Annotated in this window: 20 protein-coding genes; 10 read left to right on the top strand and 10 right to left on the bottom strand. The window is 53.0% G+C overall.

Annotated elements, in window-relative coordinates:
- Positions 1 to 31: 31 nt before the first annotated feature.
- Both HS105_08080 and HS105_08085 read right to left on the bottom strand, forming a co-directional pair.
- Positions 32 to 826, bottom strand: coding sequence for a hypothetical protein (locus HS105_08080; GenBank protein ID MBE7516546.1), 795 nt, complete (start codon positions 824 to 826; stop codon positions 32 to 34).
- Between the two features lie 96 nt (positions 827 to 922).
- On the bottom strand, positions 923 to 2143 hold the full coding sequence (locus HS105_08085) for an ROK family transcriptional regulator (GenBank protein MBE7516547.1): 1221 nt from the start codon (positions 2141 to 2143) through the stop codon (positions 923 to 925).
- 175 nt (positions 2144 to 2318) lie between these two features.
- On the opposite strand from HS105_08085, the gene HS105_08090 reads away from it, so the two are divergent.
- Positions 2319 to 3482 (top strand): methionine adenosyltransferase, encoded by a 1164-nt coding sequence (locus HS105_08090; protein MBE7516548.1) that lies wholly within the window; start codon positions 2319 to 2321, stop codon positions 3480 to 3482.
- Positions 3475 to 4755, top strand: coding sequence for an adenosylhomocysteinase (locus HS105_08095; protein MBE7516549.1), 1281 nt, complete (start codon positions 3475 to 3477; stop codon positions 4753 to 4755). The genes HS105_08090 and HS105_08095 overlap by 8 nt, the downstream gene beginning before the upstream one ends.
- 75 nt (positions 4756 to 4830) lie before the next feature.
- Here HS105_08095 and HS105_08100 read toward each other — a convergent pair whose 3' ends face one another.
- From HS105_08100 to HS105_08120, 5 genes are all read right to left on the bottom strand, one after another.
- Positions 4831 to 7281 carry a YjgP/YjgQ family permease gene (locus tag HS105_08100; protein ID MBE7516550.1) on the bottom strand — a complete coding sequence of 817 codons (2451 nt, stop codon included), beginning with the start codon at positions 7279 to 7281 and terminating at the stop codon, positions 4831 to 4833.
- Position 7282: 1 nt separating this feature from the next.
- On the bottom strand, positions 7283 to 8032 hold the full coding sequence (gene recO / locus HS105_08105) for a DNA repair protein RecO (GenBank protein MBE7516551.1): 750 nt from the start codon (positions 8030 to 8032) through the stop codon (positions 7283 to 7285).
- Between the two features lie 8 nt (positions 8033 to 8040).
- Positions 8041 to 8214 (bottom strand): hypothetical protein, encoded by a 174-nt coding sequence (locus tag HS105_08110; protein ID MBE7516552.1) that lies wholly within the window; start codon positions 8212 to 8214, stop codon positions 8041 to 8043.
- A complete protein-coding gene (locus tag HS105_08115) occupies positions 8211 to 8591 on the bottom strand; it encodes a hypothetical protein (protein ID MBE7516553.1) in 381 nt (126 codons plus the stop codon). Before HS105_08115 ends, HS105_08110 begins: the two co-directional genes overlap by 4 nt.
- A 93-nt stretch (positions 8592 to 8684) precedes the next feature.
- On the bottom strand, positions 8685 to 9431 hold the full coding sequence (locus HS105_08120; GenBank protein MBE7516554.1) for a gamma-glutamyl-gamma-aminobutyrate hydrolase family protein: 747 nt from the start codon (positions 9429 to 9431) through the stop codon (positions 8685 to 8687).
- 85 nt (positions 9432 to 9516) lie between these two features.
- Between HS105_08120 and hslV the strand changes: the two genes are divergently transcribed.
- From hslV to fsa, 5 genes are all read left to right on the top strand, one after another.
- Positions 9517 to 10065: an ATP-dependent protease subunit HslV gene (hslV, locus tag HS105_08125; protein MBE7516555.1), complete on the top strand. Its 549-nt coding sequence runs from the start codon at positions 9517 to 9519 to the stop codon at positions 10063 to 10065.
- Positions 10066 to 10145: 80 nt separating this feature from the next.
- Positions 10146 to 11537 (top strand): ATP-dependent protease ATPase subunit HslU, encoded by a 1392-nt coding sequence (gene hslU, locus HS105_08130; protein MBE7516556.1) that lies wholly within the window; start codon positions 10146 to 10148, stop codon positions 11535 to 11537.
- 15 nt (positions 11538 to 11552) lie between these two features.
- Positions 11553 to 12662, top strand: coding sequence for a hypothetical protein (locus HS105_08135; GenBank protein ID MBE7516557.1), 1110 nt, complete (start codon positions 11553 to 11555; stop codon positions 12660 to 12662).
- A 10-nt stretch (positions 12663 to 12672) separates the two neighbouring features.
- Positions 12673 to 13308, top strand: a complete 636-nt coding sequence (locus tag HS105_08140; protein MBE7516558.1) for a fumarylacetoacetate hydrolase family protein — start codon at positions 12673 to 12675, stop codon at positions 13306 to 13308.
- Entirely contained in the window at positions 13305 to 13955 is a 651-nt protein-coding gene (gene fsa, locus HS105_08145) for a fructose-6-phosphate aldolase (protein ID MBE7516559.1), read from the top strand. The genes HS105_08140 and fsa overlap by 4 nt, the downstream gene beginning before the upstream one ends.
- 97 nt (positions 13956 to 14052) lie before the next feature.
- On the opposite strand, the gene HS105_08150 is transcribed toward fsa, so the two are convergent.
- The gene (locus tag HS105_08150; GenBank protein ID MBE7516560.1) at positions 14053 to 14448 is read right to left on the bottom strand and encodes a hypothetical protein; all 396 of its coding nucleotides are present in this window, start codon (positions 14446 to 14448) and stop codon (positions 14053 to 14055) included.
- 141 nt (positions 14449 to 14589) lie between these two features.
- Between HS105_08150 and HS105_08155 the strand changes: the two genes are divergently transcribed.
- The 3 genes from HS105_08155 to HS105_08165 all read left to right on the top strand — a co-directional run bounded on the left by HS105_08155 (position 14590) and on the right by HS105_08165 (position 16049).
- A complete protein-coding gene (locus HS105_08155; protein ID MBE7516561.1) occupies positions 14590 to 15054 on the top strand; it encodes a winged helix-turn-helix transcriptional regulator in 465 nt (154 codons plus the stop codon).
- A 69-nt stretch (positions 15055 to 15123) separates the two neighbouring features.
- Positions 15124 to 15579, top strand: a complete 456-nt coding sequence (locus tag HS105_08160) for a universal stress protein (GenBank protein ID MBE7516562.1) — start codon at positions 15124 to 15126, stop codon at positions 15577 to 15579.
- Positions 15580 to 15635: 56 nt separating this feature from the next.
- Positions 15636 to 16049 carry a DUF402 domain-containing protein gene (locus HS105_08165; GenBank protein MBE7516563.1) on the top strand — a complete coding sequence of 138 codons (414 nt, stop codon included), beginning with the start codon at positions 15636 to 15638 and terminating at the stop codon, positions 16047 to 16049.
- Here HS105_08165 and HS105_08170 read toward each other — a convergent pair.
- On the bottom strand, positions 16022 to 16990 hold the full coding sequence (locus HS105_08170) for an FHA domain-containing protein (GenBank protein ID MBE7516564.1): 969 nt from the start codon (positions 16988 to 16990) through the stop codon (positions 16022 to 16024). The genes HS105_08165 and HS105_08170 overlap by 28 nt on opposite strands.
- Position 16991: 1 nt before the next feature.
- On the bottom strand, positions 16992 to 18464 hold the full coding sequence (locus HS105_08175; GenBank protein ID MBE7516565.1) for a protein kinase: 1473 nt from the start codon (positions 18462 to 18464) through the stop codon (positions 16992 to 16994).
- Positions 18465 to 18491: the final 27 nt, after the last annotated feature.

Below are 18491 nucleotides of genomic sequence, written 5' to 3' on the forward strand. Positions count from 1 at the left end.
TTCGAACAAAGCCGCTAATAAGCGGAAAATCCTAATTTTTTCTTTGATCTCGATCGCGAAAAGGCCTGTCGAACCTTCCGGCAGCTGCATTCCGCAGAAACGCTCCTACGTTCTTATCCCAATAATCCCAATCATGGCCGCCGGGCCGTTCGCGAAACTCGTGTGCGATCCCATTCTCTGTCAACAGTTGATGAAATTCGCGGTTCACGCCGATAAAGCTGTCATCTGTTCCACAGTCAAAGTAGATCTTTGGAAGCCTTGCTGCCGCGGCATCTACCTTGGCGACCAAGCGGAACAGGTCGTTTCGTTCGATCTCGGCGGCGGACATATTGCCGAATACGTCCTTGATCGAAGGTTCGATCTCGGTCACATCGCCGCTTCTATGCTCATTGAGCGATGCCGCGTGGAACGCTCCGCTGAATGCCGCTGCCAACTCGAACCGCTCAGGATGAAGAAACGCTATTTTAAGTGCGCCGTAGCCGCCCATCGAGATGCCGGCAATGATCCGGCCGGCCGCCTGACGACCGCTTCCCTCGGCGTGCCCGACAAGGTCCTCGGATATTAGCGTCTCGAACATCGCACCCGGCCGATCCGTGTACCAATTGTCACCCGCATCCGGCATCACGACCGTGACGCCAGGGTCGTTCCCGCAATCAAAGATCGTTGTCAGGTCAAACCAGTTCGCTGAGCTTCCGAACAAGCCGTGAAGCAGATATACGATCTTGCCATTTTTGCTCGGACCTTCTTTATTCGGCAGATAGATCGAATATGAAAGGTCTCCGCCGGCCTTTTCGGAATAGAACGATCGCGTTTGGATCTCGCCCATTTCCTAATTTCAATACAAAAAACTTTTTCGTAACCGTTGAGAAAGTAGTATATGCAGAATTCGGCATAATAGTCAATAAGAGAAATTCCCCTCTGATCAAATTGTGCCGGGAGCTCGCAACAGTGGCCGTGCCGGCGAACGGAAGTAATTTCGAAACGCGATCGGGATCGCACCATAAAGACTCGGCCTCTCGACACTCGCCGGCCGAACGGTAACCATCCCCGGCGACTCAAGATATTTACTCGCCAACTCTTTTGTAATAAGAGGTTCGATCAGATCCCAGGCTTCCGTTATCGCACCGCCGATGACGACAGCTTCGGGGTATATGCCGTGAACAAGGTTGCTGACTCCCTGCCCGAGATATTCACCGGTTACCTTTAGGGATTCGACCGCCATCGGGTCGCCGCGTTTTGCGAGATCGATGATCCCCTGCAGGCTTAACATCGGCAAGCCTTGTTTTGCCGTTACGCGATGATATCGCTCAACGGTCGCACGTTCGGATGCAACGGTTTCCCAGCAACCGCGGCGTCCGCATGAACATAACTCTCCTTTCGGGTCGATGCTCATATGGCCGAACCCGCCGAGGCCGTGCCTCGACCCGACGTGGAGTTGACCGTTGATAATAAGGCCCGTGCCAAGACCTTCCACGACGAGGATATAAAGGAGTGTGCGGATGTTGGCTTCGCTCAGAGGCCCGTACCAGAGTTCGGAGAATGCCGCGGCATTCGCATCATTCTCAACGAATACGGGAAGATCACAATGCTTTTCAAGGATGGCGCGGATCGGAACATCCGCCCACTCCAAGTTCGGCGAAACACTCAGAACGCCGGTCACTCTGTCGATAAGGCCCGGAACACTCACGCCGACGGCTCGGAGCCTCTCGCGAAGCTGTCCTTCACCGACAAGTTTATCTATGCGTCTGCAAAGGTCTTCAAAAAACGTCTCGGGACGACCTTCGGTCTTGATAACGTCGCGTATCAGAATTCGGCCGTTAAAATCGCTGACCGCACAGACCGTGTCAATAACGCCGATGTCTATCGCCAACACGTAGATCGAATCCGCATTGATGTGAAGGTATTTCGGAGGACGGCCGCCGCTTGATGGACCCTCGACGCCTTCGTAAACAAGGTCGTTCTTTATAAGACGATTGACGATCGCTGAAACCGTACCCGCTCGAAGTCCTGTGAACTTACTGAGGTCGGCTCGGGATATCGGCTGCCGATCGCGGATCAAATGGAGGAAAACAGTTTCATTGATATCGCGAACATCGCTGACATCCGCCATCTTGAATGCTTTGGCATTCGATTCTCTATCCATGATTGTGAGGCCCCTTTTTCAATTACCGTATCACATTCCGGTAAATTAGTACCGCCAAAATAAATGTGCGGTCCTATTCGGCTACTTTGACAGCGTCATCGGTTCAGACTATTATTTTAGTTTTGCCACAAGTCGAATGACTGAGTCCATACCTTTAGAGGAGTATTAAAATAAATTGAGCAACGGAAATTTTCTATTCACATCGGAATCGGTGACTGAGGGCCATCCGGACAAGATCGCCGATCAGATCAGCGACGCCATTCTCGACGCGATCCTCGAACAAGACCCGAACGGCCGCGTTGCGTGCGAAGCGCTTGTAACCACCGGCATGGCGGTCGTTGCGGGAGAGATCACGACGAAAGCGAGGATCGATTATAAAGATGTCATTCGCAAAACGATCGAGGAGATCGGCTACAACAATGCCGAATTCGGATACGATTCGAATACGTGTTCCGTGATCGACGCAATTGGCACGCAGTCGCCTGACATCTCGCAAGGTGTGGACACCGGCGGAGCAGGTGATCAGGGTTTGATGTTCGGTTTTGCGTGCAACGAAACTCCCGAATTGATGCCGATGCCGATCCAGATGGCTCACGATCTGACACGGCGTTTGAGCGATGTTCGCCGCAACGGCACGATCCCTTACCTTCGCCCCGACGGCAAATCACAGGTCTCGATCGAGTATCGCGACGGAAAGCCGTTCCGTGTGGAGGCAGTGGTTATCTCAACACAAACTGCCGACATCGATATCGAGGATATCCGCTCGGACATAATGGAGCATGTGATCAAGCCCGTCGTGCCTGCGAACATGATTGACGAGAATACGAAATATCACATCAATCCGACCGGCAAGTTCGTCATCGGCGGCCCGATGGGTGACGCAGGCGTTACCGGACGTAAGATCATCGTCGATACCTACGGCGGCTATGCTCCGCACGGCGGCGGTGCGTTCTCGGGAAAGGATCCGACGAAGGTTGATCGCTCGGCGGCATACATGGCACGCTATATCGCCAAAAATATCGTAGCTGCCGGCCTTGCGGATAAGTGCACCGTCCAGTTGGCTTATGCTATCGGCGTCGCCGAACCCGTCTCGGTCTATATCGACAGTCATGGTACCGGTACGATCGATGACGAACGCATTGCCGATCTTGTTCGCGAGAATTTCACGCTCACGCCCAAGGCGATCATCGAGACACTCGAGCTCCGTCGGCCGATCTATAAGGCCACAGCACGTTTCGGCCACTTCGGACGTAAGGGCGACGGTTTCACATGGGAAAGGACGGACAAGGCCGAAGCCCTTCGCTCCGGTGCAGAAAGAGGAGTTGGGACAAATGGCTGATCCGGTAACCGCAATGCAATACGACATCAAGGATATCAACCTTGCGCCGCAGGGCAAGCAGCGTATCGAATGGGCAGATCGCGAAATGCCCGTTCTTCGACTTATCCGTGAGCGCTTCGCGGCAGAGCGTCCTCTCGAGGGCGTAAAGCTCGTTGCCTGTGCACATATCACTACCGAGACGGCAAACTTGGCTCGCACGCTGCAGGCAGGCGGCGCCGAAGCGTTGCTCATTGCTTCGAATCCGCTCTCAACACAGGATGACGTCGCGGCTTCACTCGTTGCCGACTGGAATATTCCGGTCATGGCGATCAAGGGCGAATCGACGGACACTTACGTTCGCCACGTTAAAGCGGCACTTGATACAAATCCGAACCTCATCATCGACGACGGCTCCGATGTCGTCGCAACGATGATCAAGGAAAAGCCCGAACTGATCGCGAATCTCATCGGCACGACCGAAGAAACGACGACAGGCATTGTCCGCCTAAAGGCGATGGTGGCAGCGGGTGTGCTTACTTTCCCTTCGATCGCAGTTAACGATGCACAGACCAAACACTTTTTCGATAACCGCTACGGCACGGGCCAGTCAACGCTCGACGGCGTCATCCGCGCGACCAACATTCTGCTCGCGGGCAAGACGCTCGTCACGGTCGGATACGGCTGGTGCGGTAAGGGCGTCGCGATGCGTGCACGCGGACTCGGAGCCAATGTTGTCGTTACAGAGATCGACCCGATCAAAGCGATCGAGGCCGTTATGGACGGCTTCCGCGTACTTCCGATGAAGGAAGCAGCAAAGATCGGCGATTTCTTTGTCACGGTCACGGGCAACCGGCACGTTATCGACAAGGAGCACTTCGAAGTTATGAAGGACGGAGCGATCGTCTGCAACAGCGGACACTTCGACCTCGAACTCAATCTCGATGCCCTCCGCGAGATGTCGCAGCCGGCAGTTACACGGCGTCCTTTTGTTGAAGAATATCGTTTCAAGGACGATCGCAAGAGCGTTATCGTTCTTGGCGAAGGCCGTTTGATCAATCTGGCCGCCGCGGAAGGCCATCCCGCCTCGGTCATGGATATGTCGTTCGCGAACCAAGCCCTCTCGGCTGAATACCTTGTAAAAAATAAAGGCAAGCTCGAGAAGGGCGTTCATGTCCTTCCTGCCGAGGTCGATCAAGAGATCGCTTCGCTAAAATTGCGTGCAATGGGTATTTCGATCGACGAACTGACCCCGGAAATGCTCGAATATATGTCGAGTTGGGAAACCGGAACTTGATCGCAGTACAGACCAAAAGGAAAAGGCCCGCTCATCTAGGCGGGCCTTTTTACATTCCACGTCATCATAGACGCCTCATGTCCGCATCCTGAAAATAAAATAGCATCCCAGAAAACCGAAAATAATAACAGGCAGCCAAACCGCTGCGAACGCAGACATTCGGCCCGACTCGCCGAACTGGCCGAATAAATTCAATACGCCGATAAAGAGCAGCCATGCTCCGACGGCGACCGTTATACGTTCGACATTCCGCATCTGCCGGATCGAAAGAGCAAACGGCGCGGCAAGAAGCCCGATTATCAGTGGCACGAACAGCGTCGAGTACCGCTTCTGCACCGCAAGATCGGCAGAATTCCTTTCGGACTCCGCATCCGCACTGCGCCGCTTGGCGATCAATTGCTTAAGCCCCATCTCCGCCGGTTTAGCTGTTTCAAAAAGGAACGGATCGACAGCCTCGGCAAATTCCGCCCCGCCATTCGACTGTGTTCTGACGATCCCGTCACGAACCGCCGTCTCTGAAACTTCCCCGCGCAAAACCACCTTTCCACTCACCCACATCGCGCTACTGCCGTGGTACACACCTTGCAACCGGTTGTTGTTGCCGTCAAGTTGGTAAACATAGACATCACGCACGCATGGGTAAACGCAGGAGGGATCACTTTCTTCGTTATCAGACGCAAGTATTATGTTGCTCCAGATGCCTGAAGAATAGGCAGGTATCGCCAAAGCTAACAGGCTGTTTTCCGCGCCGCCTGCTCCGGGCGGCTTAGATGCAACGGTATCGTCGCGACTTCCGTCGAAACGCTGCTCTTGTGCGAGTGTCCTCTTCTTTTGAGTCGGGCCGGTAATGATGAAAGAATATATACGATCACCGCTTTCTGCCCAGACTCTCGTCGGCTGATCGCTTGCTGCCCTACCGCTTCGTATCTCGATCCTAAGCAGATCTTGTATCCGATTAGTCGTGGGTGCTACTAACTCCTGAACAGCAAAGCCGAACACGCCGACGATCATTGCGAACACAAGCCCAGGCACGAGAAGCCTATAGGTACTCTGTCCCGCAGCGATCCATGTAACGATCTCGTTTTGACGCGACTTCACAACATAGGTGGCTAATACGCTCACAAGCACGGCTGCCGGAGCCAATTGGAGATATACGAACGGCATCAGAAATATCAAATATTTGATCAGAAGCCAATAACCGCCCGACATCGCACCGACATATCGCCAAAGTTCAAAAACAGTGAATACAACAAAGACGAACCCGAGAAGCGCCGCCGAGATGATGAAGTACTTCAGAAGCGTTACGAGAATCTCCATATCGCGGATACCGGTCGTCAGATCGACAAGTATATCCCGCGAGCGTACCTTTGTTGCTCGGGAAAAAATGCCCGCAAAAGGTAATCGAAATTCGAATGAGGCCAAGCTCGATCTTGAAAGACCGAAATAAAGGCTGACCGCCAAGCTTGCTGCCGCAGGTGTCGCAGCGGCAAGCCATACCGGCAAAGATCCGATACGCACAAGCTGCTCGGCTCCGAACGTAACAAGGTAATAGCCGACAAGGGCAAGTGCCGCCAGCGTTCCGCCAAAACCCTTGCCGCCGCGGTCGAATCGCAGTGCGGCAGAGAGCCCCAGTAGGCAAAGCATCAGAGGAGCTATCGACAGCGTGATCCTCCGCTGCAATAGAAGCTGTGCCTCGATCCGCTGCGAACCGTCCTGCGATGCTGCGTAAGAACCCAGTTCGCTTAGGCCCATCTCCTCGGGAATTGCGTTGGCACTCGTCAAACGCTCGATCAGATCGCTGCGGCGTGTGTTTATCGCGAGCCTGATCCCGTCAATATTCTCCGTCGTCACGGCAACGCTGCCGTCTTTCGGAAGTGTGGTTACGCGCGCATCATCAAGGACAAGTTCAGAACGCTGATCGGTAAAATCTATCTTTCCGGATCCGGCCGTTATTACTCGCGTGAGGTTACGCTCTGAGTCTTCCTGATAGATGAAAATTCCTTTCCAGACGCCTGCATCTTTGTCACCTTCGCGAACATACATCGTAAAGCCGCCGAGATCGGTATTGAATGTTCCCGGCTCGATGGGTGATTCGAGTTTTTTTATGGTTGATTGAAGGACGACCGTACGAACCAAAGCGGCCGCGAGCGGCACGCCCTTAAGATTGACAACTAGAGCAAAAAACGAAAGGACGACACCGATCAGCAGTACCGGTAAGCCGATCTGTATATTGCTTATTCCGGCTGCCCGCATTGCGATAAGTTCTCGGTCGGCACGAAGCTTCGAAATCCCGATCGCCGTGCCGACCAGCACAGCCATAGGGCACGTGAACGCAATGACATTCGGTATCAATGCAACAGCAAGCTGCCATACAAAACCGCCGGGAATATCGAGGTCAAAGAATATCTCGCCAAAACGGCCCGCCTGTTGTACGAAAAGAATAACGCTCAATAACAACCACGCAAATCCGAAATACGGCAACACCGCTCGGATCACATATTTCGATATCAAGCCTGACAATCTCATACTAATCTGCCAAACCAAGAGACGTTTCCTTTGGCAATGACCGTCCTGCCGCCCGCTCCAACAGGCGTTCGAGAATGGCGATCAATTCACTTAACGAACTGCTGTTCGAAACACTCCCGATAAAATCACCCACGCCCATTCTCTGCGAGGCCCTGAAGGCTTTCGGAAGATCGCCGGTCAACGGCCGAGCCCCTCTTGCACTCGAACATTTCGAACAACTAAGGTGCATGTCCGGCAATAGAGCGCACGGTCCAACGTCCGTGATCGCCTCACCGCACTGTCCGCAGTCCTTCCAGTTCGGCATAAAGCCGGATAATTTCAACAGCCAAATTTCAAAATATGCTGTCAACGCGGCCGCTTCTTCGTTATCAGACGCAGACGCGCGAAAGCATTCGCGTACGAGTCGAAAGACCTTCTCATTCGGGTCATGCGGCGGCAGGAAGATAAGCAGCAGTTCTGTCAGGTATGCAAACCGCTGCAAAAGCATCGGGTTACCGGCTATATGAAACCCTGACCGTCGAAGTTCAATATCCCTGATCGAAACCAGTTCGACGGCGTCCTTTTGAAAATATGTGAGACGCACTTCCGAAAAAGGTTCCAGAGTACTGCCGAAACGGCTTTTCAGGCGTTTGGCTCCCTTTGCCACTCCGCGAATAACGCCGTGATCATGTGTGAGAAATACTACAATACGGTCAGCTTCTGAAAGGCCGTAGGTCTTCAGTACAAGGCTTTCCGTCTCGATAAGCGACATTCCCTTCTCTATTTCCAAGGAATAAAATACAGGATCCACGCGAGGGCAAGGCTGATGACCACGAACTGAAGGAACGATTTGGCGGCGTAAAGCACTCGATCTTTAGTCGTACCGTCGGCAAAAACCCCGAAAACGAGCGAGACAAGGAACGCGAATAGCAGAAGATAAAGAAAATGGATCATTTCTTTCGCCCCAGGTTGATATCCAGCGAATCAAGCACGGCAAGGTAATTCAGGAGTCCGGCGACCTCAAGAAACCGTCCGCCGTACTCGAACGTTGCGAGTGCAGCGACATCTTTGGATGGAGTTGCCGCGATAATGTAACTGATCACTGCTCCGAGGCCGTTGCCGAATCTTGCAAAAACGTTTAGGAGGTAAAGTAAAGCCCCGTCCTTCAGATCAAAACCCGGATAGTATGCTCCACCGCTGATGACCGCGATCAAGAACATAAGCCAGATCGCCCCGGCAATGATCGCACCGCGTACCACTTTTCCCTGCACGAAGTACCCTAGGCCCGGTACAAACCATCCGGCGATACAAATTATTATCGGGTTATTCATCTGTCACGCATCAAATATAGTTAATGTATGTCCTTAGGCAAAAGTATTTATATCATTGATCTTATTATGGATCACAATTTCTAATGTAATACTTTAACTTTCTTTATTCATCCGCTTGCGGCATTCTCTAATGAACATCTCAAATATCTCTCCGGAAAACGGATCCTTGACTGCCGTAAGTTCCGGATGCCATTGCACACCCAAAACAAAACGCTCCGGATCACGATCCTCAACTGCTTCAATTATTCCGTCCGGCGACCATGCGGTCGCCTTAAGACCGCTCCCCAGCTCATTCAATGCCTGATGATGCGAGGAATTAACACGCACACGGCCTTGCGCCCCGCGTATGGTCGGCAATTTCGCCAATCGACTCTCCGGATCGACCTTTATGCTATGCGAGCTACGATCTTGGGGAGATCCCTGCTCGTGCTTTATACTGCCGGGCGATTGCGATTCGATGTCCTGTATCAGTGACCCGCCGCGATAGACGTTAAGTGCCTGCATACCGTAACATATTCCGAGCACCGGCAACCCATACTCTTCTGCGGCCTTCAGTACAAGTCGATCGGTCTCATCCTTTTCAGGAATTACCGTTCCAAGGCGATGATGCGGTTCTTCACCATAAAACTGCGGATCCACATCGGTATTGCTGCCCGGCAGCAGAATGCCGTCCAATACGGCAACTGCCTGCGATATGTACTCGGCCTTCGGGATCAAGCCGATATGCATCGGTATCCCGCCGCCAGCCTCAACGGCCTCGCAGTAATCACGTCCCAAATAGAACCGCCGCGTAGGCAGTTCAAGACGCATTGTAATGCCGATAACAGGCCGCCGTGCCATAAGCTAATAATGTTGGGCTAAAGCGGCGGTTTAGTCAATCGGCGAACATTGCACAGAGGCTCGGCCTTTACGTATGATAAGCGTTATGTCAGATGCAGAACGAGCTAATATCCGCTCTACGACCGTTCTAATGGTAAAGCGTTACGATAAGACCGCAATGGCTGCGGACGGGCAAGTAACGCTTGGAGACGCCGTCATTAAGGGATCAGCTCGTAAGATCCGCCGAATATCGAATGGCAATGTGCTCGCGGGATTTGCCGGATCGACAGCAGACGCCTTCGCCCTTCTTGGTCGATTTGAACAAAAGCTTGAGCAATACCAAGGCCGCTTGGAGCGGGCGGCTTTTGAGCTGAGCAAGGATTGGCGCCTCGATAAATATTTGCGTAACCTTGAGGCACTGCTTGTCGTCGCCGATAACTCGGACGCGTTTCTAATATCGGGCAAAGGCGATGTGATAGCTTCGGATGACGGCCTGCTTTCGGTCGGTTCTGGCAGTATGTACGCATTGGCGGCCGCACGGGCATTGATGCGGAATACGGATCTTTCAGCCGCCGAGATCGCTCGCAGATCGATCGATATCGCGGCCGAGATATGCATCTACACAAATTCTGCGATAATTGTCGAGGAGCTTTGATCAAAGTTTGTTGTCCCTGCCCGACAGATCCGTGTTCTTCCGTCCGTGCATCGGCAACGATAAGCTCCAAGTGAGATCAAATGGCCATATATCTTGGCGGCGAAACCGCCGCTGTCCTACCAAAACTTGACGACCTGACGCCGCGTCAGATCGTTGCTGAGCTTGACCGTTACGTTGTCGGACAAACGGCCGCGAAAAAGGCCGTTGCGGTAGCTCTGCGCAACCGTGTCCGCCGACAAAAGCTGGACCCCGAGATCGCACGCGACGTCCTGCCGAAAAATATCCTGATGATCGGCTCGACCGGCGTCGGAAAGACCGAGATCGCCAGACGTCTGGCACGGCTCGCGAATTCTCCGTTCATAAAGATCGAAGCGTCAAAATTCACCGAGGTCGGGTACGTCGGGCGTGACGTCGAATCGATGATACGTGAGCTTGCTGACGTTGCGGTCGATATGGCTCGACAATCCGCATTCGAAGAAGTAAAGCCAAAGGCCGAAAAGAACGTTGAGGAAAGGCTTCTGGATATTCTTCTGCCGCCGTCAACTTCATACTCTTCGGATGAGAACGAAGCGTTGGAAAAGGAAAAGAGCCGCGAGCGGACCCGCGAAAAGCTGCGTGAGCAGCTGCGGCGCGGCGAACTTGACGAACGTTTGATCGACTTCGACACTGAGGAACGTCCCAACGCAACGATCGACTTTATCGGCGGCCAAGGTATGGAAGAGATGGGCGTAAACCTGCGGGATATGCTCGGCAATATGTTCCCGTCAAAGACCGTCTCGAAAAAAATGGCGTTGAACGAGGCGCGTGAGTATATGCTGCGTGATGAGCAGGAATCGCTGATAGACGCTGACCAGATCACACGGCAGGCGATAAGGAGCGCGGAACAGTCAGGCATCATATTTCTCGACGAGATCGACAAGATAGCCGGCCGAGAATCGGGGCAAGGCCCCGCCGTCTCGCGCGAAGGCGTTCAGCGTGACCTTCTGCCGATAGTTGAAGGGACGAATGTAAACACGAAATACGGCTTGATCAGTACGGAACATATTCTGTTCATAGCTGCCGGTGCTTTCCACGTCGCAAAGCCGACAGATCTCATCCCCGAACTTCAGGGCCGTTTCCCTATCCGTGTTGAATTAGAGTCACTTACAGTGGATGACTTAAAGCGTATCCTTATACAGCCAAAGAATTCGCTCATAAAACAATATCAAGCCCTGCTCGGCACCGAAGGCATCGAACTCGAGTTCACCGAAGATGCCATCGACAAACTTGCCGAGATGACCGAAGAACTCAATAAGGCGACCGAGAATATCGGAGCGCGGCGACTTCATACACTTGTTGAGAAATTACTTGAAGATATCAGCTTCGAAGGCGGCGAACTTGCTCAAAAGAGACAGCGTATTAATGCCGCTTTTGTTGAAGAGCGCTTGAACGGCCTGATAGAAGATCAAGATCTTAGACAATATATTCTTTAGAAGCACAGGAACACAATGGCATTAAAGAGCGGAATTCAAGGCAGAGGGCACCGGCAAGGCGTCCAACATGCCATTATCCTTGTCCTGCTCGTTCTTTCGGCGATCGGATGCGGCAAGAGAAAACCACCGATCCCTCCAAAAGAACGTGTTGCACAGCGCGTCGAGATCAATGGATTTCAAAGAGGAGGACAGGTCATCCTTTCCTGGAAGATGCCTGCCCGAAATGCCGGGAAAAACAGCATTCTGTACATCGACCGAGCCGATATTTACCGGCTTGCCGAGCCGGATTCATCTCCGCTCACGCTTACCGAAGAAGAATTCTCCGCCCGTGCTAATGTCATAGCATCACTTAAGATCACCGATGCTGACTTTGGCCTAAAAACGCTTCAGTACAAGGACGAACTGAAGTTCGCCAGACAAGCCGCTCGGCTGCGATACGCGATCAGGTTCGTCAATGCGTCCGGCCAAAAGGCTGCGTACTCGAATTTCCTGCTGATAGAACCGACCGCCGAGTTGGCTTCTGCTCCAGAAAAATTGGCGTCAGAGCTTTCGCAAGATGCTGTTACGCTTCGCTGGGCCGCCCCGGCAGCAAATATCGATGGGTCAACGCCGGCAAATATCGTTGGCTATAATATCTATCGTTCGAATTCGCAGAAGGAGCCTGCACGGCTGCTTAACGAGATCCCCGTTAACAACACCGAATATAGCGATGAGAACTTTGAATTCGGCAAACAGTATTACTACTTTGTCAGGGCTGTTTCTGTTGGCAAGCAGGCAGAACCGATCGAAAGCTCGGAATCAAATGTGCTTGCGATCAGACCTTTAGATACATTCGCGCCTAGCCCGCCCGAGGCGATCACGCTTGCTGCCGGCCGCGGCGTGATCTCGATCTTTTTCGCGGTGAACCCCGAAAAGGACATTGCCGGATATCGTATCTACCGCTCAACCGACGACAAGAAAGATCTGAAAGAATGGGCGTTACTGACGAAGGATCTGCTCAAGACGAATACGTTCCAAGACACGACCGTAATGCCAGGAGCGGTCTATTTTTACTACATAACTGCGACCGACACTGCGGGAAACACAAGCGAACCTTCAGAGATCGTTTCAGAAACCGCTCAGTAGCAGAACTAATATGAGAATACCGATCAACGAGCATCTGACCCCGTCAAAGATCGTTTGTGTCGGCCGCAACTATGCCGAACACGCCGCAGAACTTGGGAACAAAGTGCCTGATGCTCCGCTGTTATTTTTGAAAGCACCTTCGGCAGTTATCTGTTGCGATGAGGATATCGTGATCCCCGCGCAATCAGTTCAAGTGGAGCATGAAGGTGAACTTGGCGTTGTCATCTCACAGCGTTGTAAAGATTTAGACGATTCTACCGATATTAGAGAGTACGTTAAAGGTTTTACTTGTATTAACGATGTGACCGCGCGTGACATACAGCGTCACGACGTTCAATTTACGCGCGGCAAGTCATTTGACACGTTCTGCCCCATAGGCCCTGCGATCGAAACGGAGATTGACCCGATTGACATTCGCGTAACGTGCCGCGTTAATGGTGAGATCAAGCAGGACGGACGAACCTCGCAAATGGTGTTCCCTGTCGATTTTCTGGTACGATACATATCAAGGCAGATGACACTTTTACCGGGTGATGTTATCGCAACAGGCACACCGTCGGGTGTTTCACAGCTATTGGCCGGAGATGTCTGCGAAGTGGAGATCGAAGGTATCGGAATACTACGAAATAGGGTTATAAACCAATGAAATTCTTTATTGACACCGCAAATTTAGACGAGATCAAAGAAGCCAACGACCTTGGTATGGTCGATGGCGTAACAACGAACCCGAGCTTGATCGCAAAGGAAGGCAATGTTGACTTCAAGAAGCATATCGCCGCGATCTGCAAGATCGTCAAGGGCGACGTTTCGGCCGAAGTGACAGCACTCGACACTCCCGGCATGGTCAAAGAAGGCCGTGCGTTGGCGAAGATCGCAAAGAATGTTGTCGTGAAACTTCCGGTTACGCTTGAGGGGCTGAAAGCTTGCCGCATTCTGCGTGGCGAAGGCATAAAGGTCAATTTCACGCTGTGCTTCTCGCCTACGCAGGCGTTGCTTGCCGCAAAGGCCGGCGGAAACTACATTTCACCGTTCATAGGCCGTCTTGACGATATTGCGCACGACGGCATGCAGCTCATCCGCGACATCGTTCAGATCTACGACAACTACGGCTTCGCAACTGAGGTTTTAGCAGCTTCGATACGGCACCCGATGCATGTAGTGGAATGCTCGCTCGCCGGTGCTGATGTTGCCACGATCCCATTCAAGGTGATCCAGCAGCTCGTAAAACACCCGCTGACCGACCAAGGCCTCGAACACTTCCTTGCTGATTGGAAAAAAAGCGGCCGGAGCTGATCTCCACCGCTTCATAAGCACATCAACGGAATTGTTTTCTAACCGTCCTGCTCCGCCAATGTCCACTAGAGAGACGGGCGGAGCAGGCATTTTTGCATTACTGCTGCAGGATCTGCCACATGGCCGTGTCGAGAGTCTTGACGTCGCTAACTGACGCAACAGCCTCGCCGTATTTCTCCCGAAAAACATCATCGACGCCGTCAATGCCGTCCATTGCTGCCAGAGCCTGCACTTTCTCGAGGTTTGCCGCCACCATTTCAGCATCAAAACCATCCTTCAATGCGAACATCTCGTCGATCTCCACGATCAGTATCGAGAACTTTCGAAGCCACGAGAACGCCGGGTCCTCGATGATCAGGTTCAAATATTGCGCCGCGGTGATCGTTCCGTTCGCCCGTTCATAAGCGGTTCGCTCTCGATCAAGCAGTAATTTGTGCTGCTTAAGCAGCAGGTCTCGAAGCTTTTTCAACTTTTCCGCCGGTTCCATTGACATATTTACCCCGCTAATTATAAAAACCCACGTCGCTAACTTTTATTCGTTAGCTTCCTAATGATATTTTATTAGCAGGCTAAGCACTTTTCGTCAGCGAGCTAATGTTTTTATCTTAGCCGCCTATCGACAATTTCAAAAACTATGAACGACCGTATAGACTTTGAAGACACCGTCAGTTTCCTTCTGGCACGCGTTGCTACCGCCTTTCGAAATAAGATCGAACGGCAGATGGTCTCGATCGGACTTCACAGCGGCCAGGCATTTGTCTTGCTGGAGCTGTGGAAAGAGGATGGCCTTAAGCAGATCGACCTCGCCGCTCGGCTTGGGGTCTCGGCCCCGACGATCAACAAAATGGTCAAGGGGCTGAGAACCATCGGGCTGGTGCGCATGGTGGAGAACAAGGAGGATCGCCGATCAGCAAATGTATATCTGACGGACAATGGTTACCGGATCCGCGAGAAGATCGAAGCCGAATGGATCGACCTCGAGTCTGCAAGCCTCGCCCGGCTTACCGAGACCGAGCGAATGGTGTTGGCCGACCTTTTGAGAAAGCTGGTGAAGGCATACCCTCGAAATGAGTCCGACGCTGCACCGAAAGACGAATAACGAGCGGCGGGCCATAGCATTCGAGGATGCTTTAGGGATACAATCACGGAATTGAGGAGACTTTGATATATGAAAGTGCTACTTGCGATCGACGGAACAAAGTATGCTGAAGCAGCAAGAGATATGCTGAAAAGCTTTAGCCTCAAGGGTGGCGATTCTATACACGTTATCAGCGTCGTGGACATGGCCGTGCCTCTAGCAGTTGAAGTATACGGCGGATATCTGCCTGACTCGACGGAATTGGAAAAGAATGCACGCGACTTTGCCGCGAAGACGGTCGAAGAGGCCGCCGATTCGCTCAAAGCCTTTTTTGCGGGTGTTGAAGTTACGACGGATATACTCTTTGGCTCGCCCGGCAGCCGCATTGTCGAGACAGCCGAGGAACTTTCAACAGACCTTATTGTACTCGGCTCGCACGGACACAAAAGATGGGAGCGGCTCCTGCTCGGATCGGTCTCCAGTTCGGTTGTCAACCATGCCCATTGCTCTGTGCTCGTGGTACGCATAAGGGAAACTGCGGCGTGATAACTGTCAATTCGCGGAAGTATGACGGGAGTATTCGGCGCTCCTGGCAATGTGAATTGGTTAAGTTCGACGGGAACCGGCTCGATGTTCGGGGCACCTTCGAACACACGGTCGAGCATCCTGACCTTGGGCGGATCGTTCGAGGTACATTATCATACGAGCGTTTTTGGCTTGATCGTTGGTACAACGTTTTTCGCTTCGAAGAACCCGACGGCTCGTTCCGCAATTCTTACTTCAACATCGCGATGCCGCCGTCGTTCAACGGCTCAATCATAGACTTCGTCGATCTCGACATAGATATCGTCGTTTGGGCTGACGGCAGCAGACAGATCCTCGATCGTGATGAGTTTGACACGAACGCGGCCAAATTCGGCTATCCTGAAGGCGTGGTCGCGATGGCACTCAAGACGTTAGACGATGTGCTGAGTGAATTGGAAACCGGCTATGAGAGCTGGATACGCAGAGCGTAGCTGCAAACAGATATTATTGTGCCGGGCGTTACGGCTACGCGCTGTCCCGCAGGTAGCTCCCGATCTCCCAATGCTGCCGGATTCTTGCCCTCGTTGACGATCCAGAAACCACCCTTGCCGTCAGCACCGATCGAAAGGTGACGGCGGCTTACCTCGACATCACCCGCCAGCGTGATATCGACCGGCTTCGACTTGGAACCTCTGCCGACCACGACCTGCTCCTTGTAGATGGGAACAACCGCTTGGCGTACACCGTTTCGCCACACCTCGAGGCGGTAGAATTCTTTAGCGCGGGTGGCCACCCGCGTCATTTCTTCCGAATCCTCCAGCGGCTGTGCCTGTTCGATGCGAGAGGCAGGCATATCCGTCGGAATGATCGCTTGTTTTCGCACTTCTGAGGTCGGAACCTTTAGGCTTGCGACCGTTGCGCGTTCTGCGTTGCCGGCCGCGGGAATACTCGCCTGCGGAGGGTTCGCCTGAGTTCGCTGCGTCGCGGGACGTGCAAGTACGCCGGTCTTACTCGCTTCCGGGTCATCCCAACTGTGCTGAACGCTCACGTCGCCTTTTGCAAGCGTAGCATCGATGCGAAATCCGATGACGAACGACCGTGTTTCAAGCTTTCGTTTTCCGGCGAGTTCCTTAGCATGTGAAGCAAGAACGTGATAAAGGCCTTGCTCAAGGCCGCGGCGTTTAACGCCCTGCCAATCCTTATCATCTTCGGCACTCATGCAGATCGTGTATTCGCTTGGAATTATTACCGTACCTTGCGGTAAGGGTACCATTTCGGCCTGCATGACAGATCCTACTGCACGTGCGATCTCAACGATGAACTCCTCAGCCTTACTATGCGGCTTGACCTGCGCATCGCGGGCGGCCTGCTCGAGCACACGTTCCGACGAATCGCCGTCTATCCAACTCCTGACCTTATCCAGAACACTCATCCTAATTGCCGTCCATATCGAGGTACTTTCCGTTAAGCCAGCCCTTTGTCTGCTGATCGGAACCGCTCCTTTCGCGGCCTTGCTGTATCACTTCAACTTGATACCAGTTATTTTGCGTATTTACAACTCTTACCTTTGAGTCCTTTGTCACGAGGCCGACCTTTGGGTTATCGGCGCTCGGGCCTGCACGCAAAAAGACGTCCGTTGTTGCCACGCCGGTCTTATAGCTCGATCCGGGAAGACCAACCGAGGGTAAGATTCCCTTTGTACGCATATATTGCGCCGTGCCGAACAAAAGTCCTACAAAACTGGCCGCCAAAATGATAAAGACAGCAAGGACACGCAGGAAGTTCTTTTTCTTCGGCGCGGGTGTTGCCGTGCCGCTCGATCCTCGCACAGCTTGAGCGTGCACCGACCCTTTCGGAGCCAACGGCGAGTAGATCGGTGCGGCTTCTTTGACGGGAGCCTGGTACAAAGGTTGACTTCGCGGCAGCTCTATCTCAAAGACAGGCTGCGCCGGTATGATCGGCGTATAGCCGCGAGAAACATGTGCCTGCGGCAGACTGTCGCGGCGTCGAAGAACGGTCTCGGGTTCCGCTCCGTCAAGCAAGAGCGAAACCGCGTTGAGTTCCTCCCAGAACGCATCAACGCTTTGCGGCCTGCTTGACGGCAGATCTGCGGTTGCGTGACGCAGCACAGTGATCAACGCACCGGCCCAAGACTCGTATCGAAATTCTTCCGGCAGATCCGTGATCGGCCGGCCGGAATATTGCCTGGGTGCCTCGCGGGTTACGAGCGTATAAAGTGTTTTCGCGAGCGAATAGACATCCGCTGCCGGCGTCAGATCCGACGGTTCATAGGTCCCGCTAGAAAGCGGGCTGTGCTCGGGCGGAGCGTAGATATTCGTACCGACACGCGTTATAGGTGAATCTGCAAGCGTAAATCTGGCAACGCCGAAGTCGGCGATCTTTACAGTAGCAAGATCACCGGTAAGAAGCAGGTTCTGGGGCTTTATATCTCGATGTATCACGCCGTTGCGATGTGCATGACCAAGGCCCGCACATATCTGCTCGACATAGCGGAATACGGCATCGATGGGCAAAGCTCGCTTGCGCACCGCATTCTGGAGATCTCCGCCCGACAGATACTCGAGCACGAGATAGTGAAAGACCGTTCCTGCAAGGTCGCGGGCAGTGCCGTGGCCGAGGCGGCTGATGATATTGGGATGGCGGACGCGATCTAGCGCGAGAGCCTCGTTCTGAAAATTTTCGACCAAAGTACGTTCTAGATCACGGTCGAGATCATCCTGAAGAAATACGTTCAGAGCCTTGATAACGACCTGTTTGTGCGGCGACTGCGGCGACGCGAGGGCGTCACTCGCGACATAGATCTCGGCATAGCTGCCCTTTCCGAGGGCTTGGCGCACCTCGAAGCGACGGTCGATCCGACAATTGCTGAGTGAAAGTTCTCTCATCGCAGCCACCAAACGGCTCTTGACAAC

Origin of the sequence: Chloracidobacterium sp. (assembly GCA_015075585.1) — a bacterium.
Lineage (GTDB): Bacteria > Acidobacteriota > Blastocatellia > Pyrinomonadales > Pyrinomonadaceae > OLB17.

Coding starts and splice junctions, on each gene's coding strand:
- HS105_08080 (MBE7516546.1), bottom strand. CDS start 826: ATGGGCGAGATCCAAACGCGATCGTTCTATTCCGAAAAGGCCGGCGGA.
- HS105_08085 (MBE7516547.1), bottom strand. CDS start 2,143: ATGGATAGAGAATCGAATGCCAAAGCATTCAAGATGGCGGATGTCAGC.
- HS105_08095 (MBE7516549.1), top strand. CDS start 3,475: ATGGCTGATCCGGTAACCGCAATGCAATACGACATCAAGGATATCAAC.
- HS105_08100 (MBE7516550.1), bottom strand. CDS start 7,281: ATGAGATTGTCAGGCTTGATATCGAAATATGTGATCCGAGCGGTGTTG.
- recO (MBE7516551.1), bottom strand. CDS start 8,032: ATGTCGCTTATCGAGACGGAAAGCCTTGTACTGAAGACCTACGGCCTT.
- HS105_08110 (MBE7516552.1), bottom strand. CDS start 8,214: ATGATCCATTTTCTTTATCTTCTGCTATTCGCGTTCCTTGTCTCGCTC.
- HS105_08115 (MBE7516553.1), bottom strand. CDS start 8,591: ATGAATAACCCGATAATAATTTGTATCGCCGGATGGTTTGTACCGGGC.
- HS105_08120 (MBE7516554.1), bottom strand. CDS start 9,431: ATGGCACGGCGGCCTGTTATCGGCATTACAATGCGTCTTGAACTGCCT.
- hslV (MBE7516555.1), top strand. CDS start 9,517: ATGTCAGATGCAGAACGAGCTAATATCCGCTCTACGACCGTTCTAATG.
- hslU (MBE7516556.1), top strand. CDS start 10,146: ATGGCCATATATCTTGGCGGCGAAACCGCCGCTGTCCTACCAAAACTT.
- HS105_08135 (MBE7516557.1), top strand. CDS start 11,553: ATGGCATTAAAGAGCGGAATTCAAGGCAGAGGGCACCGGCAAGGCGTC.
- HS105_08140 (MBE7516558.1), top strand. CDS start 12,673: ATGAGAATACCGATCAACGAGCATCTGACCCCGTCAAAGATCGTTTGT.
- fsa (MBE7516559.1), top strand. CDS start 13,305: ATGAAATTCTTTATTGACACCGCAAATTTAGACGAGATCAAAGAAGCC.
- HS105_08150 (MBE7516560.1), bottom strand. CDS start 14,448: ATGTCAATGGAACCGGCGGAAAAGTTGAAAAAGCTTCGAGACCTGCTG.
- HS105_08155 (MBE7516561.1), top strand. CDS start 14,590: ATGAACGACCGTATAGACTTTGAAGACACCGTCAGTTTCCTTCTGGCA.
- HS105_08160 (MBE7516562.1), top strand. CDS start 15,124: ATGAAAGTGCTACTTGCGATCGACGGAACAAAGTATGCTGAAGCAGCA.
- HS105_08170 (MBE7516564.1), bottom strand. CDS start 16,990: ATGAGTGTTCTGGATAAGGTCAGGAGTTGGATAGACGGCGATTCGTCG.
- HS105_08175 (MBE7516565.1), bottom strand. CDS start 18,464: ATGAGAGAACTTTCACTCAGCAATTGTCGGATCGACCGTCGCTTCGAG.